Annotated in this window: 15 protein-coding genes; 11 read left to right on the forward strand and 4 right to left on the reverse strand. The window is 74.2% G+C overall.

Translation table 11 applies throughout. The annotated features are described in order from the left end of the window. The first annotated feature begins 70 nt into the window (after positions 1–70). The gene (locus GV126_RS06220; RefSeq protein ID WP_159663385.1) at positions 71–988 is read left to right on the forward strand and encodes a quinone oxidoreductase family protein; all 918 of its coding nucleotides are present in this window, start codon (positions 71–73) and stop codon (positions 986–988) included. Positions 989–1,037: 49 nt separating this feature from the next. Here GV126_RS06220 and GV126_RS06225 read toward each other — a convergent pair whose 3' ends face one another. Next, a complete protein-coding gene (locus GV126_RS06225) occupies positions 1,038–2,045 on the reverse strand; it encodes a bile acid:sodium symporter family protein (RefSeq protein ID WP_185947260.1) in 1,008 nt (335 codons plus the stop codon). A gap of 192 nt (positions 2,046–2,237) precedes the next feature. Here GV126_RS06225 and GV126_RS06230 point away from each other — a divergent pair, with 192 nt between their 5' ends. The 5 genes from GV126_RS06230 to GV126_RS06250 all read left to right on the forward strand — a co-directional run bounded on the left by GV126_RS06230 (position 2,238) and on the right by GV126_RS06250 (position 7,856). Beyond that, the gene (locus GV126_RS06230; protein ID WP_159673374.1) at positions 2,238–3,101 is read left to right on the forward strand and encodes a LysR substrate-binding domain-containing protein; all 864 of its coding nucleotides are present in this window, start codon (positions 2,238–2,240) and stop codon (positions 3,099–3,101) included. Positions 3,102–3,503: 402 nt separating this feature from the next. Beyond that, a complete protein-coding gene (locus GV126_RS06235; RefSeq protein WP_159663389.1) occupies positions 3,504–5,330 on the forward strand; it encodes an AMP-dependent synthetase/ligase in 1,827 nt (608 codons plus the stop codon). Positions 5,331–5,467: 137 nt separating this feature from the next. After that, positions 5,468–6,304, forward strand: coding sequence for an aldo/keto reductase (locus tag GV126_RS06240; protein ID WP_159663391.1), 837 nt, complete (start codon positions 5,468–5,470; stop codon positions 6,302–6,304). A 170-nt stretch (positions 6,305–6,474) separates the two neighbouring features. After that, positions 6,475–7,170 (forward strand): glycoside hydrolase family 75 protein, encoded by a 696-nt coding sequence (locus GV126_RS06245; protein WP_159663393.1) that lies wholly within the window; start codon positions 6,475–6,477, stop codon positions 7,168–7,170. A gap of 134 nt (positions 7,171–7,304) precedes the next feature. Further along, positions 7,305–7,856: a GNAT family N-acetyltransferase gene (locus tag GV126_RS06250; RefSeq protein ID WP_159663395.1), complete on the forward strand. Its 552-nt coding sequence runs from the start codon at positions 7,305–7,307 to the stop codon at positions 7,854–7,856. A 136-nt stretch (positions 7,857–7,992) separates the two neighbouring features. Here GV126_RS06250 and GV126_RS06255 read toward each other — a convergent pair whose 3' ends face one another. Next, a complete protein-coding gene (locus GV126_RS06255; RefSeq protein ID WP_159663396.1) occupies positions 7,993–8,811 on the reverse strand; it encodes a class I SAM-dependent methyltransferase in 819 nt (272 codons plus the stop codon). 157 nt (positions 8,812–8,968) lie between these two features. On the opposite strand from GV126_RS06255, the gene GV126_RS06260 reads away from it, so the two are divergent. Both GV126_RS06260 and GV126_RS06265 read left to right on the forward strand, forming a co-directional pair. Continuing rightward, positions 8,969–9,241 (forward strand): putative sulfate exporter family transporter, encoded by a 273-nt coding sequence (locus GV126_RS06260; protein ID WP_236569896.1) that lies wholly within the window; start codon positions 8,969–8,971, stop codon positions 9,239–9,241. A gap of 197 nt (positions 9,242–9,438) precedes the next feature. Then, positions 9,439–10,158 (forward strand): helix-turn-helix domain-containing protein, encoded by a 720-nt coding sequence (locus tag GV126_RS06265; RefSeq protein WP_159663397.1) that lies wholly within the window; start codon positions 9,439–9,441, stop codon positions 10,156–10,158. 75 nt (positions 10,159–10,233) lie between these two features. On the opposite strand, the gene GV126_RS06270 is transcribed toward GV126_RS06265, so the two are convergent. Next, positions 10,234–10,626: a VOC family protein gene (locus GV126_RS06270; RefSeq protein ID WP_159663398.1), complete on the reverse strand. Its 393-nt coding sequence runs from the start codon at positions 10,624–10,626 to the stop codon at positions 10,234–10,236. 299 nt (positions 10,627–10,925) lie between these two features. Between GV126_RS06270 and GV126_RS06275 the strand changes: the two genes are divergently transcribed. The 3 genes from GV126_RS06275 (at position 10,926) to GV126_RS06285 (ending at position 13,850) form a co-directional block, all read left to right on the forward strand. Then, positions 10,926–11,789 carry an isocitrate lyase/PEP mutase family protein gene (locus tag GV126_RS06275; RefSeq protein WP_159663399.1) on the forward strand — a complete coding sequence of 288 codons (864 nt, stop codon included), beginning with the start codon at positions 10,926–10,928 and terminating at the stop codon, positions 11,787–11,789. Continuing rightward, a complete protein-coding gene (locus tag GV126_RS06280) occupies positions 11,786–12,061 on the forward strand; it encodes a hypothetical protein (RefSeq protein WP_236569897.1) in 276 nt (91 codons plus the stop codon). The genes GV126_RS06275 and GV126_RS06280 overlap by 4 nt, the downstream gene beginning before the upstream one ends. A gap of 148 nt (positions 12,062–12,209) precedes the next feature. After that, positions 12,210–13,850 (forward strand): carboxylesterase/lipase family protein, encoded by a 1,641-nt coding sequence (locus GV126_RS06285; protein WP_159663400.1) that lies wholly within the window; start codon positions 12,210–12,212, stop codon positions 13,848–13,850. Between the two features lie 53 nt (positions 13,851–13,903). Here GV126_RS06285 and mmuM read toward each other — a convergent pair whose 3' ends face one another. Beyond that, positions 13,904–14,845 (reverse strand): homocysteine S-methyltransferase, encoded by a 942-nt coding sequence (gene mmuM / locus GV126_RS06290; RefSeq protein ID WP_159663401.1) that lies wholly within the window; start codon positions 14,843–14,845, stop codon positions 13,904–13,906. Positions 14,846–14,917: the final 72 nt, after the last annotated feature.

Genomic DNA, 14,917 nt, shown 5'->3' on the forward strand with positions numbered 1-14,917 from the left:
GGATTCCCCATGATTCCGTACGGAGTCCCCACGACGTGAGCCGCCGGTCCGTCCGGCGCTGGAGGTGGCCTTGCGACGCGTTCGATACGACTTCCGCGGCGGTCCGCTGTTCCTGGAGGAGGTCCCCGTGCCCCAGCCGGGGCCCGGTGAGCTGCTGGTGCGCTGCGAGGCCGTCGGCCTCACGCTGCCCGTGGTCCGGAAGGTGACCGAGGCGGCCGAGCCGGTCCCGCTCGGCGGCGAGGTGGCCGGCGAGGTGGTGAACGTGGGCGCGGGCGTCACCGGCTTCCGGCGCGGGGACCGGGTGACCGGGCTGTGCTTCGGGCACGGCTACGCCGACTTCGCGCTGCTGCACAAGGCCATGGCCTCGCCGGTCCCCCGCGGCGCCTCGGTGGTGGACGCGGTCGCCCTGGTCCGCAGCGGGCTGGTGGCGCTGGGCGCGCTGGAGGCGGCCCGGCCGGCGCCCGGCGAGGCGGTGCTGGTGACGGGGGCGGCCGGCGGGGGGGGGCACCTGGCGGTGCAGCTGGCCCGGGTGCGGGGTGCGGGCCGGGTCGTGGGCGCCGTCTCCGCCGCGGCCAAGGCGGACTTCGTGCGCGCGCTGGGCGCGGACGACGTCGTCGTCTACACGGACGACGGGTGGGGCGCGCCGGTCGACTGCGTGCTGGACGGGGTCGGCGGCGATCTCCTCACCCCGGCGATCGCCGCGCTCGCGCCGGGCGGCCGGCTGGTGGCGTACAGCTCGGGCGGCGGCACCGTCCAGGCGTACGACCTGCTGGTGGGCGCCCGGTCGGTGATCGGCTTCCAGATGGCCCGGATCGCCCGGGAGTTCCCCGAGCGGTACGAGCGGTGGCGGCGGGAGCTGTGGCGGCTGTTCGAGGAGGGTGCCCTGCGGCCCGTCGTGCACGCGGAGTTCCCCCTGGAGGACGCGGCGACGGCGCACGAGGTGATCACCGCGCGCGGCAACCTCGGCAAGGTGGTGCTGCGCCCGTGAGTCCGGGAGCCTTGGGCGAAACTCCCGGGCGGTGGGCCGCTTCCGGTCGTCAGCGGGACCGGCTCCCCGCGGCGACGGCCGGGTGTGCGGCGGGCGCCGGGGCCGCCTCCTGGGCCTCGGGATCGTGGGCGCGGCGCTTGGCGATCACCGCGCAGACCATCAGCTGCATCTGGTGGAAGAGCATCAGCGGCAGCACGGCCAGCGAGGCGTGCGCGCCGAACAGCACGCTCGCCATGGGCAGGCCGGAGGCCAGGGACTTCTTCGAACCGGCGAACTGGATGGCGATGCGGTCCTCGCGGCCGAACCGCAGCGCCTTGGCGCCGTACCAGGTCAGCAGCAGCATCACCGCGAGCAGCACCGCCTCCACCACCAGCAGGCCGCCCAGGCGCAGCGGGCTGACCTGGTGCCAGATGCCCCGGACCATGCCCTCGCTGAACGCGGTGTAGACGACCAGCAGGATCGACCCCCGGTCGACCAGGCCGAGCACCTTCTTGTGCCGGGTGACGAACGTGCCGATCCAGGGGCGCAGCACCTGCCCGGCGAGGAACGGCACGAGCAGCTGGAGCACGATCGTGACCAGCGAGTGCGCGGAGAAGCCGCCGCCGCTGCTGCCGAGCAGCGCGGCCGCCAGCAGCGGGGTGAGGACGATGCCGACCAGGGAGGAGAAGGAACCGGCGCAGATCGCGGCGGGCACGTTGCCGCGGGCGATGGAGGTGAAGGCGATCGACGACTGGATGGTGGAGGGGACCAGGGTGAGGAACAGCAGGCCCTGGTACAGGGGCTGGGTCAGCAGCACCGGCACCAGGCCGCGGGCGGCGGTCCCGAGCAGCGGGAAGACGACGAACGTGCAGGCCAGCACGGTGACGTGCAGCCGCCAGTGCTTCAGGCCGTCCAGCGCCTCCCGGGTGGACAGCCGGGCGCCGTAGAGGAAGAACAGGAAGGCGATCGCCGCGGTCGACGCCCAGGAGACGGCGTCGGCGGCCGTGCCGCGGGCCGGCAGCAGCGCCGCGAGGCCCACCGTGCCGAGCAGCAGCACGATGTACGGGTCGATCGGCATCCAGCTCGGCCAGGCCAGGCGTTTCACGGTGCTCCACTTGCTCGGATTGCGTCGTAGGGGGACGCGGTCGCGCCCTGGTCACGGGCCGACGGGTCCCCGCTCCATGGTGCTCCGGAACAGGCTGATCGGGAATCCGTCATACCGCTCTCACTGTCATCACGTCCCGCGATGAGCGCCGGTAGCCTGGGCGCCATGTACGACCCCGCCCAGTTGCGCACCTTCCTGGCCGTGGCCCAGACGCTCAGCTTCACGCAGGCCGCGCGGCGGCTCGGGGTGCGCCAGTCGACCGTGAGCCAGCACGTGCGCCGCCTGGAGGACGCCACCGGGCGGCTGCTGTTCACCCGCGACACCCACTCGGTGGAGCTGACCGAGGACGGCGAGGCCATGCTGGGCTTCGCGCGGCGCATCCTGGAGGTGCACGAGCAGGCGGCGGCGTTCTTCACCGGCACCCGGGTGCGCGGCCGGCTGCGGTTCGGCGCCTCGGAGGACTTCGTGCTGACGCGGCTGCCGGAGATCCTGGAGGGCTTCCGCTACGAGCACCCCGAGGTGGACCTGGAGCTGACGGTGGAGCTGTCGGGCACGCTGCACGAGCAGCTGGCCGCCGGGAAGCTGGACCTGGTGCTGGCCAAGCGGCGGCCGCAGGACCCGCGCGGCGAGCCGGTCTGGCACGACCGGCTGGTGTGGATCGGCGCGGAACGGCTGCGGCTGGACCCCGACCGGCCGGTGCCGCTGATCGTGTACCCGCCGCCGGGCATCACCCGGGCGCTCGCCCTGCGGGCCCTGGAGCGGCAGGGGCGGCCGGGGCGCCTCGCCTGCACCAGCGGCAGCCTGAACGGCCTGGTCGCCGCCGCGCGGGCCGGCCTGGGCGTGATGGCCCACTCGCACGGGATGATCCCGCCGGGCCTGGTGCGGGTGCCGGAGCGGGCCGGGTTGCCGGAGCTGGGGCAGGTGGACTTCGTCCTGGTGCACGGCCGCCACCGCCCCTCCGCCCAGCCCGCGGCCGACGCCCTGGCCGCGGCCGTCCTGGCGGGCGGCGAGCGCCTGCACCGGCGGTAGGGGCGAGGGTGACGGAATCGGGCCGCCGTACGCTGACAGAGGTGAAGGCCAGGACGCGGTGACGGTGACGCGGTGGGGCACGGCGGCCGGCGGGGCGATCCCGCCGGGCGGTGGCGGCGCTCCCCTACCGCTGTCAGGAGGTCGTACAGATTCGGTGGAGATTACGGCACCGAAACCTACCGAACCGTAAGGATTCCTGTCCGACCCTTACCCATGTGAGCGCATTTTCCGCAGCTGACCTGTGCGGACATGAGCACTGCTCGCTTTCGACGCCCCTCCCGTCCCGCCCGGGTGTGGGGTAGCTTTCACCGCGCTGTGCGGAGCGTCACAAGGGAGCCGGACGGGCCGGAGCGCCCCGGAGGCGAACCGAAGACACCGAAGACACAGGAGCGGGAGCGGGGTTTGCGGGAGTTCACCAGCCCTCCGTTGGCACTGGCACCGCCGGTGGGCGGTCTGGCCGATGTCGTCTTCGAGCATGCCCAGGAGGACCCGCGGCGCATCGCGCTCGGCCGCAAGGACGAGAGCGGGGCGTGGCGCGACGTGACCGCCGCGGAGTTCCGCGACGAGGTGCTCGCCCTCGCCAAGGGCCTGCTCGCCCAGGGCATCCGCTTCGGCGACCGGGTCGCGATCATGTCCCGCACCCGCTACGAGTGGACCCTGTTCGACTTCGCGCTGTGGACGATCGGTGCCCAGGTGGTCCCCGTCTATCCCACCTCCTCGGCCGAGCAGTGCTTCTGGATGCTGTACGACGCGGAGGTGTCGGCGGCGATCGTGGAGCACGAGGACCACGCGATGACGATCGCCACCGTCATCGACCGGCTGCCGGCGCTGCGCCGGCTGTGGCAGCTGGACGCGGGCTGTGTGCAGGACCTGTACGACGCGGGCGCGGCCGTGGACGACGAGGTGGTGCACCGGCACCGGCAGGCGGTCACACCCGACTCGGTCGCGACGGTCATCTACACCTCCGGCACCACCGGCCGCCCCAAGGGGTGCGTCCTCACGCACGGCAACTTCATGTACGAGGCGGACACGGTCATCGCCCGCTGGGAGCCGGTCTTCCACACCAAGCGGGGCGACGAGGCGTCCACGCTGCTGTTCCTCCCGCTCGCGCACGTCTTCGGCCGGATGGTGGAGGTCGCCACGATCCGCGGCAAGGTGCGCCTCGGCCACCAGCCGCAGCTGAACGCCTCCGCGCTGCTGCCCGACCTGCAGGCGTTCAAGCCGACGTTCATCCTGGCGGTGCCGTACATCTTCGAGAAGGTGTTCAACGCCGCCCGCCGCAAGGCCGAGAAGGAGGGCCGGCAGGGTCCCTTCGAGAAGGCCGTCGAGGTCGCGGTGAAGTACGCGGACGCGCTGGAGGCCAAGGCCTGGGGCATCGGCCCGGGTCCGTCGGCCGGACTGCGCATGCAGCACCAGCTGTTCGACAAGCTGGTGTACGCCAAGGTGCGCGCGGCCATGGGCGGCCGGATCCGCAACGCCATGTCCGGCGGTTCGGCGATGGACCGCCGCCTCGGCCTGTTCTTCGCCGGCGCCGGGGTGCAGATCTACGAGGGCTACGGGCTGACCGAGTCCACGGCGGCGGCCACCGCCAACCCGCCCGAACGCACCCGCTACGGCACGGTCGGGCAGCCCATTCCCGGCGTCACCGTGCACATCGCCGACGACGGGGAGGTGTGGCTGCGCGGTGGCAACGTCTTCCAGGGCTACCTGAACAACCCCAAGGCCACCGACGAGACCCTGCACGACGGCTGGCTGGCCACCGGCGACCTCGGCTCCCTCGACGAGGACGGCTACCTCACCATCACCGGCCGCAAGAAGGAGATCCTGGTGACCTCCGGCGGCAAGAGCGTGGCCCCGGGCGTCCTGGAGGAACGCGTCCGCGACCACCCGCTGGTCTCGCAGTGCATCGTCGTGGGCAACGACCGCCCGTACATCGCCGCCCTGGTCACCCTCGACCACGAGGCCGTCGAGCACTGGCTGCAGATGCGGGGCAAGCCGAAGCTGACGCCCTCCCGGCTGGTGCGCGACCCGGATCTGGAGGCCGAGGTGCGGCGCGCGGTCGTCGCCGCCAACACCCTGGTGTCGCAGGCCGAGTCGATCCGCACCTTCCGCATCCTCGCCCAGCCCTTCACCGAGGAGCACGGCCTGCTGACGCCGTCGCTGAAGCTGAAGCGCAGGGCCATCGAGAAGGCGTACGCCGATGAGGTGGAAGCGCTGTACCGGACGTGATCCGGTGCGCTCCCGGGGTACCCGCGCTCCGGTGCGGCGATCGGTTCCGGACGGATCGGCCGGTCAGGAATGCGGCAGGGCCCGTGATCGTTGACCATGTGAGTACCACCTGACGACAACCGAAGGATCAAAAGCTCGTGAGCAGCAAGGTCCCCCCGATCATCCTCAACAACGGCGTCGAGATGCCCCAGCTGGGCTTCGGCGTCTGGCAGGTGCCGGACGACGAGGCCGAGCGTGCCGTGGCCACCGCGCTTCAGGCCGGGTACCGCAGCATCGACACAGCGGCGATCTACGGCAACGAGGAGGGCACCGGCAGGGCCATCGCCGCCTCCGGCCTGCCGCGCGAGGACATCTTCGTCACCACCAAGCTGTGGAACAGCGACCAGGGGTACGAGTCCACGCTGCGCGCCTTCGACACCTCGCTGGCCAAGCTCGGCCTGGACTACGTGGACCTGTACCTGATCCACTGGCCGCTGCCCGCCAAGGACCGTTACGTCGACACGTACAAGGCGTTCGAGAAGCTGTACGCCGACGGCCGCGTCCGGGCGATCGGTGTCTCCAACTTCCTTCCGGAGCACCTGCGGCGGCTGATCTCCGAGACGTCGGTGATCCCGGCCGTCAACCAGATCGAGCTGCACCCGCACCTGCAGCAGCACGCCGCCCGCGAGTACCACGCCGAGCAGGGCATCGCCACCGAGGCCTGGTCGCCGCTGGGCCAGGGCAAGGGCCTGCTGGAGGTCCCGGCGATCGTGGCGATCGCGCAGAAGCACGGCCGCACCCCGGCCCAGGTCGTGCTGCGCTGGCACCTCCAGCTCGGCAACGTCGTGATCCCGAAGTCCGTGACGCCGTCCCGGATCAAGGAGAACATCGAGGTGTTCGACTTCAGCCTGGACGACGAGGACCTGGCGGCCATCAGCGCGCTGAACGAGGACCGGCGCCTCGGCCCGGACCCGGCGACCTTCGACGTGGTCTGAGGACGCTCCACTCCCGGACCGGACCGGCCCCCTCCCGGCACCCCGGCCCGGTCCGGGGGTACCCGCACCCCCCGAGATTGACGCGGACATGATGAATACGGTGCGCCGCGCCGCGGCACGTCGTACGGCAGGACACAAGGAAACTTTCCCGACAGAAGGGTCCCCCCACCGTGCGCAGACCGACACCGACCCTCGCCGCGGCGTCCGGCGCCGCCCTGCTCGCCGCCGGGCTCCTCCCCGCCACCGCCTCCGGCGCCACCGCCCCCGCGTCCGTCCGCGAGGGCTCGGTCGGCGCCGCAGAACTGCTCGCCAAGGTGAAGACGTGCCGGCAGATATCCGCCGGCCGCTACCGCACCGACCAGGAGACCTCGGCCACCGTGCCCGTGTGCGGCACGAGCGGCGCGGTGTTCTGGACGGCCGACATGGACATCGACTGCGACGGGCAGCGCACCACGCACTGCAACGAGATGCGCGACCCCTGGTTCCGCAACGACACCGCCTTCCACCAGTCCGACGGCAGACCGCTGAAGGCCGAGACCCTGCCCTACGTCGTCGTGCCGAGCGCGAGCAGCATCTGGAACTACGCCGGCGCCGGCATCAAGGGCGGCGGCGTGGCCGCCGTCGTCCACGGCGGCAAGGTCGTGTACGCCGTCGTCGGCGACACCGGCCCCACGAACATCATCGGCGAGGCGTCCTACGCCACCGCCAAGGCGCTCGGCATCAACCCGGACCCGGCGACCGGCGGGGCGGACTCGGGGGTGACCTACATCCTGTTCAGGAACTCGAAGGCCTCCCCGATCGAGAGCCACAGCGCGGCGGTCACGCTCGGCGAGAAACTCGCCCGGCAGTTCGTCTCCGGCGGCTGAGCGGTCGGCGGGCGGCGCCGCGCGGTGGACGGCCGCGCAGGCCCCGACCGGGCGGACGCACGGCCGCGCCCTGTGCGGGCCGGACCGGAGGAAAACCGCGTGTCCTCGGCGCACCGTCCGGCTACAGTCGGGCGATGCCCGAGTTGCAGCGGCTTCACGCCGGCCACGCCCCGGCGGTGCTGGCCTTCGAGCGGGCGAACCGGGCCTATTTCGCCGCCTCGGTCTCCGACCGCGGCGACGACTTCTTCGACCGGTTCGCCGACCGGTACGACGCCCTGCTGGCCGAGCAGGAGGCCGGCGTCTGCGCCTTCCATGTGCTCGTCGCCGAGGACGGCTCGGTGCTCGGCAGGTTCAACCTGGTCGGCATCGAAGACCGGACGGCGGAACTCGGCTACCGGGTCGCGCAGCACGTCGCCGGCCGAGGCGTGGCCACCTCGACCGTCCGGGAGCTGTGCCGGCTAGCGGCACACCGGTACGGCTTGCGCACCCTGCGAGCGGCCGCCGCCCACCGGAACGTCGCCCCCCGGAGGGGGCTGGTCAAGGCCGGGTTCGTCCCCGTCGGGCCCGCCGACCCGGCCCGCCTCGGCGGCCAGCCGGGCACCTGGTACCGGCGCGACCTGATGAACGATCGGCCGAGCGGGACATCGACCGGGCAAGCCCCTGACCGACCGGCGCCCGGCAGCTGATCGGTGGCGGCCGGCCCGGGCGGACGCGCGGGGCGCAGGGTCCCCGGTCTCCGCCCGACGCGCGGCTGCCTCCCGGCGCGACCGCGGGGCGGCAGGGGGGATCGCACCGCCCCTACCGCTCCCGGGGATCCGCGGGTCAGACGCGGACGGCCGTGTACACGGTGTGCGCCTTGAGGACGAAGAGGTCCCTCCTGCGGTGCACGCTCGCCTCGTCGTCCGGGTCCAGCAGCCGGTCCAGCGCGGCCCGGTCCTCCGGTTCGAGGGCGTCGCCCATGCCCTCGCGCAGCCGGGCGAGGGTGTCGGCGACGTAGGCGCGGGCCTGCGCGGAGACCGGCGCGGGCAGGTCCAGCAGGAAGCTGCGGGTGCCGGTGGGCTTCAGGCCGGCGGCGGCCAGCAGCGCCGGCCAGTCCTCGGTCTCGGCGACCGAGCCCGGCAGGTCCTGCCGCATCCGGGTGAACCAGTCGGCCTCGATCGCGTCGAGGCGTGCCTGCAGGCCGGGGCGGCCGATGCCGATGTCCCGCGGCAGGAAGCGGGCGGGCAGGCCGCCCTCCAGCAGGGCGAGGGTGCCGCCCGGGGCCAGGTGACCGGCGAACGCGGTCAGGGCGGCGCGCTGGTCGCCCAGGTGGTGCAGGCTGTTGCTGGCCCACAGCAGGTCGGCCGGGGCGTCCAGGTCGACCAGGGCGGCGGGCAGGTCGCCGGTGACGGTGGTGAAGCGGTCGGCGTGGCCGAGCCGGGCGGCGCGCTCGCGGGCCCGTTCCAGCAGGGGCGCGGAGCCGTCGACGGCCACGACGCGGGCCTTGGGGAAGCACTCGGCGAACAGGCCCGCGACCACGCCCGGCCCGCTGCCGGTGTCGACGATCACGCCGGGGTCGCCCGCCTGCTCGGCCAGCCAGGCCATCACCTGCCGGTACAGGGGCGCGAACAACTCGGCCTGGGACTCCAGCAGCGGGGCCATCACGGCCCAGTCGAGGTCCGTGTCACCGTGGTGTCCGTGACCGGGTCGGTGCTTGATGATGCGTGTGGTGTGGTGGGAGCGCGGGGCGCCACAGGGGAGGTACTCGGGGGGGGTGGGCGGCAGCGTCAGATGTGTATAGGAGGCAGCCGCGGGCCGGGTGGGGGTCGGCCGGCTGATCCCCTGGTTCCTGGTCGGCTTCCTCGTCCTGGCGGCCGCGAACACCGCCGGCCTCGTCCCCTCCGCCGCGCACGGGCCGCTCGGCACGCTGTCGGTGTTCCTGATCACCGTCGCCCTCTCCGCGATCGGCCTGTCCACCGACCCGGCCCGCCTGCGCCGCACCGGCCCGGCACCCCTGCTCCTCGGCGGCTGCCTGTGGATCGTGGTGTCCCTGACCAGCCTGGCCACCCAGGGCCTGCTCCGATACCTCTGACCGCGCCACACCGACCGCGCACCGCGCGGGGCCCACCTCGCAGAACCGGTCGCGTGAGGCCGGCGGTGCGGCGGTGACCACGCTGGACGGGCGGTGCGGCGGTGACCGCGCTGGACGGGCGGTGCGGCGGTGACCGCGCGGGACCGGCGGTGCGGGACCGACCGCTCGCCGGGACGGCACGCCCTACCCTGGCCCGTATGACTGTCGCAGGCTCCACGCCGTCGGCCGGCGGGTACGCCGAGCGCCCCTCCCGGCTGCCCGGCGCGGTGGTGTGGACCAGACGCCCGGCGGGCCCCGCGGGCGCGCCCGTGCTGCCCGACGGGTGCATGGACCTGCTGTGGAGCGAGGGACGGCTGCTGGTGGCCGGGCCGGACACCCGCGCCCATCACCCTGAGGGGCCGGCCGCCGAGTGGGCCGGGGTGCGGTTCTTCCCCGGTACGGCGCCCGGCTTCCTCGGCGTGCCCGCCCGGGAACTGCGCGACCGTCGCGTGGAGTTGGCGGAGCTGTGGCCCGCCCCGGTGGTGCGCCGGCTGTGCGGGCGCCTGGCGGCGGCGTCCGATCCGGCCGGCGCGCTGGAGGAACTGGCCCTGGAACGGGCGGCCGCCGCCGGCCCGCCCGACCCGCTGCTGCGGCCTCTGGTCGCGGCCCTGGCCGCGGGCCGCCCGGTCGGCGCGACGGCCGACGAACTCGGCGTCTCCCCGCGCCAGTTGCACCGCCGCTCGCTGGCCGCTTTCGGCTACGGGCCGAAGATGCTGGCCCGCGTGCTGCGCCTGCGGCGGGCGCTGGCCCTGGCACGGTCCGGGGTGTCGTCCGCCGCCCCCGCCGCCCGCGCCGGCTTCGCCGACCAGGCACATCTGGCCCGCGACGTCCGGGAGTTCACCGGGATGCCACTGGGCGACCTGCTGTCCCTGGGGTAGCCCGATGTCCTCGGCGTGTCCCGACCGGGCCGGCGGCCGTAGGCCCGGACCGCCGGGCACCGGGACGCACGAGGCTCAGGTCAGCTCGGCGAACAGGTCCACGCCGTTGCCGTCGGGGTCGTGGACGACCGCGTACCGCATCCCCCACACCGCGTCCCAGGGCCCCAGCGCGCCGTGGTACCCGGCCCCGACCAGATCCTCGTACACGGCGTCCACGTCGGCGGGGGTGTCGCAGCGGAAGGCGAGCGAGACCCGGCCGCCCGCGGCCGGCGGCTGCCAGGCGGGATGGAACGAGCGGACGGTCTCCTCGGTGTCCAGGGCGAGCGTCGGCCCGCCGGGGAGTGCGGCCTCGACGTGCGGCTGTTCCTCGGCGCCCGCGGGGAAGACGAGCCCGAGGCGGCGGTAGAAGGCGAGCGAGGCGGCCAGGTCGGAGACGACGAGTCCGATCACGGCGAATCGTGGAGTCATGCCGCCACTGTAGGGACGCGGCCCGCGTCGGTCTTGAACGGATCGGACACGACCCTCCGGCCGCCGTGACCTGCGCTCGCGCGGCAACCGGGTGAGGCGACACGCCGATCAGTGACGTTTCTCCGGTGACGGTGTTGCGCCGTTCGGGTGAGTAAAACCCGCATCATGTAGGCGTCTCGCAATGGTCTATGGATCCTTTTGTCTTGGCAAAGGAATCGCGTCGCGAGCCGGCTCAGCACCGTCCGCGCACCGACTTCCTTCCGCGCTGTGCGTCCACCCCCCATCGGAGGAGTCACGCCATGACTTACGGAAAGAAGCTGCGGGAACAGATCGCCGAACCGGGAACCACACCGCTGATCGGCGTGTACGACATGTACTCGGCCTCGATCGCCGCCGAGCACTACGACGGCATGTTCGTCTCCGGGTTCGGTTTCGCCGCGTCGTACTACGGACTGCCGGACATCGGCTTCATCGCCTGGCCGGACATGGTGGCGTTCGTCCAGCGGCTGCGGGGCGCCTTCCCCGCCCACCACCTGCTGGTCGACATCGACGACGGCTACGTCGATCCCGAGGTCGCCTGCCACGTGGTGGAGGGCCTGGAGCGGATCGGCGCCTCCGGGGTGATCCTGGAGGACCAGAAGCGGCCCCGCCGGTGCGGGCACGCGGACGGCAAGCAGGTGCTGCCGCTCGACGAGTACCTCGCCAAGCTGGAGCAGGTGCTGGCGACCCGGAACGACCTGGTCGTGGTGGCCCGCACCGACGCCACCGACGAGGCCGACATCCTGCGTCGCGCCAAGGCGCTGGCGGCCACCGACGCCGACGTCATCCTCGTCGACGGGATCCGCAGCGTGGAGTGGATCCGCCGGGTGCGCGAGGTCGTCGGCGACAAGCCGCTGCTGTTCAACCAGATCGCCGGCGGCAAGTCCCCGCGCCTGTCGCTGGGCGAACTGTCCGAGCTGGGGGTGAACGTCGCCATCTACAGCACCCCGTGCCTGTTCGCCGCCCACGAGGCGATGGACACCGCGCTCGCCGAACTGAAGCAGGCCGACGGCCGGCTGCCCCAGGTGGACGCGGCCCGCGGTATCGGCGTGCAGGCCTCCACCCGCCTGCTGGAGCGCAACATGGCGCACCGGCGGCCCGAGCGGGCCGGAGCCGGCGTGTGAACGGCCGCGTGCACGGCCGTGTCCCCCGGCTGCGTACGGCGGCCGGGGTCACGGCAGCCCTGCTGGGCGGCGCGGCCGCCCCGGCCGTGGCCGGGTCGGGCAGCCTGATCACCGTCGTCGACAACTCGAACGCCGATTCGATCCTGGAGGTGGACCGCACCGCCAACCTCCAGACCGGCAGCGGCACCGCCGGCAGTGACCACGACGGCAGCGCCGTCGACCTGATGGAGGCACTGGTGGGCGCGTCCCAGGAAGGGGACGACGGCGACTGAGCCCCAGCTCGGCACGGTCCCGGCCGCACGCCGGGGCCGTGCCGAGCCGTTCGCCCCGGCGTCGTTCGCCGGAATACCGGGCGCCCCTGTGGTGCTCTGGTGGTACGGGTGCGACGGCGCACCGACGCGGTGAAGGGCTGGTGGGCAGATGGCGGCAGGCCAGACGGACCCGGTGGTCAGGACGCCGTACGGGGCGGTGCGCGGCAGATACGAGCACGGGGTGGCCGCGTTCCGTGGGATCCCGTACGCGGCCCCGCCCTTCGGCCCCCGCAGGTTCCGGCCGCCGCAGCCGCCCGAACCCTGGGACGGGGTGCGCGACGCGGGCGCCTGGGGGCCGCCCGCCCCCAACCCGCCGTACTCCGACGCCTTCGCGCAGTACCTGTCCGACCCCGACGTGCCCGGCGACGACTGCCTCAACCTCAACGTCTGGACCCCCGATCCCGCTCCCGGCGCCCGGCTGCCCGTCCTGGTGTGGCTGCACGGCGGGGCGCTGACCCGCGGCTCCTCGGCTGTCCCGGTGTACGCCGGCCACTCCTTCGCCCGGGACGGCGTGGTCCTCGTCTCCGTCAACTACCGCCTGGGCGTGGAGGGCTACGGGCTGTTCCCCGACGCTCCCGCCAACCCCGGCCTGCGCGACCAGCTCGCCGCGCTGCGCTGGGTGCACGACGCGATCGCGGCCTTCGGCGGCGACCCCGACCGGGTCACCCTGTGCGGGCAGTCGGCCGGCGCCATCAGCGTCGGCGCCCTGATCGCCGCCCCGCAGGCCCAGGGCCTGTTCCGGCGGGCCGTGCTGCAGAGCGGCCCGCCGGAGGTCTCCGACCGGAGCAAGGTACGCCGCATGGTGCGCCGGATGGCCACCCGCCTGAAAGTGCCCGCCACCGCCGAGGCGTTCGCCGCCGTCGACCGGGGCCTGCTGCTGCGCACCCAGGCCGAGGTGGGCCGGCTCAGCAGCCCGGTCCTCGGCGGCCCCGCCTTCGGCATCGTCGTCGACGGCGACCTCGTGCCCCGCGACCCGCTGCAGGCGCTGGTGGACGGGGACGCCGCCCGCGGCGCCGAGCTGATGATGGGCTGGACCCGCGACGAGTACCGGCTGTGGCTGGTGCCCGGCGGCCTGCTCGAACGCGTCGACCGGCTCGGCCCGGTCGCGCTGGCCGGCGCCATGGCCCGCTGCCCCTGCGGGCACGAGGTGGTCCGCGGCTACCGGTCCCTGCGGCCCCGGGCCGGCGCCGCCGAGATCGTCGGCCAGCTGGTCACCGACCATCTGCTGCGCCGCCCCCTGCACCGCCTGGCCGACGCCCGCCCCGGCACCTCCTACGTCTACGAGTTCGCCTGGCCGTCGCTGCTGCCCGGCCGGGGTGCCTGCCACGCCCTGGAACTCGGCTTCGTCTTCGACACCGGCGACGTCCCCGAGTCCCGCCGGCTCGCCGGCGAGGGCGCCCCGCAGGAACTCGCGGACCTCATGCACGCCGCCTGGGTCCGCTTCGCCACCGACGGCGACCCCGGCTGGGAGCCCTGGGACACCACCCACCCGGTCCGCGTCTTCGGCGACGGTCCCCCGCACACCGTCCACGGTCCCCGGGACGCGGAACTCGCCCTCTGGGCGGCCGGCGCGGCGGCGGCCGCGTCGCCCGGCCGGACGGGCCGCCCGGGGACACCGCCGCGCCCGGCCGGCGGTCCGTCGGACGGCACACCCGAGGGCACACGTGACGGCACGCCCGTGCCGCGAGCCGCCGAACTGCGCGCCGTGATCCGCCGCCTGCGCCGCTCCGGCGGGGTACGCGGGGCCTGAACGCAGACAGGACCCGCCGCGAACCCCGCGCGCGGCCCGCCCGGGACGACGGCTCAGTCCGTGCCCTGTTCCCCCGTCAGGGTCCGCGCGATGCGGGCGATCACGTCCGGGCCCACGCGGCAGCAGCCGCCGATGAGGCGGGCCCCCGAGGCGCGCCAGCGCGCGACCCGTTCCGTGGTGAAGGTGGGCCGGCCGTTCCAGGCGCGGGCGTCGGCGTCCCAGCTCTCGCCGCTGTTGGGATAGACGACGACCGGCTTGCCCGTCACCCGGGCGGCCGTCGCCACGGCCGCGTCCGCGTCCTGCGGGGCACAGCAGTTGACGCCCACCGCGATCACCTCCGGCGCGTCGGCGGCCCGGGCGAACGCCTCCTCCAAGGGCTGACCGGCGCGGGTGCGCGCACCGTCGATCGTGTACGACAGCCAGGCCGGTACGCCCAGCCCGCGCACCGCGCGCAGCAGCGCCGCCGCCTCGTCGGTGTCCGGGACGGTCTCCAGGGCCAGCACGTCGGGCCGGGCGGCGGCCAGCACCTCCAGGCGGGGCCGGTGGAAGCGCTCCAGCTCCGCCACGGTGAGCCCGTAGCGCCCCCGGTACTCCGAGCCGTCCGCGAGCATCGCACCGTAGGGACCGGCCGACGCGGCCACCCACAGCGGCCGGCGCGCGCCCTCGGCGCGGGCCCGCGCCACCGCCTTCCGTGCCAGCTCCACGCTCGACGCGATCAGCGCGGCGGCCTCCGCCCGCCCCGTCCCGCGCCGGGCGAACCCCTCGAACGTGGCCTGGTAGCCGGCGGTGATCACCACGTCGGCGCCCGCGTCGAGGTAGGCCAGATGCGCCTCGATGACCGCCTCGGGCCGTTCGGCCAGCAGCCGCGCCGACCACAGCTCGTCGCTCAGGTCGTACCCGGCCGCCTCCAGCTGGTTGGACAGCCCGCCGTCCAGCACCACCGTGCCGGCGGCGAGCGCCTCGGCGAAGGGGGCAGAGGTGTCGTCGCTGCTCATACGACGACCGTAGCCGCTCCCCGAGGACACCGGCCCGCCCGCCGGAGCCCCCCACGGGAGACGCCCATCGGC

It is taken from the genome of Streptomyces mexicanus (genome assembly GCF_902506575.1).
Classification (GTDB): domain Bacteria; phylum Actinomycetota; class Actinomycetes; order Streptomycetales; family Streptomycetaceae; genus Streptomyces; species Streptomyces mexicanus.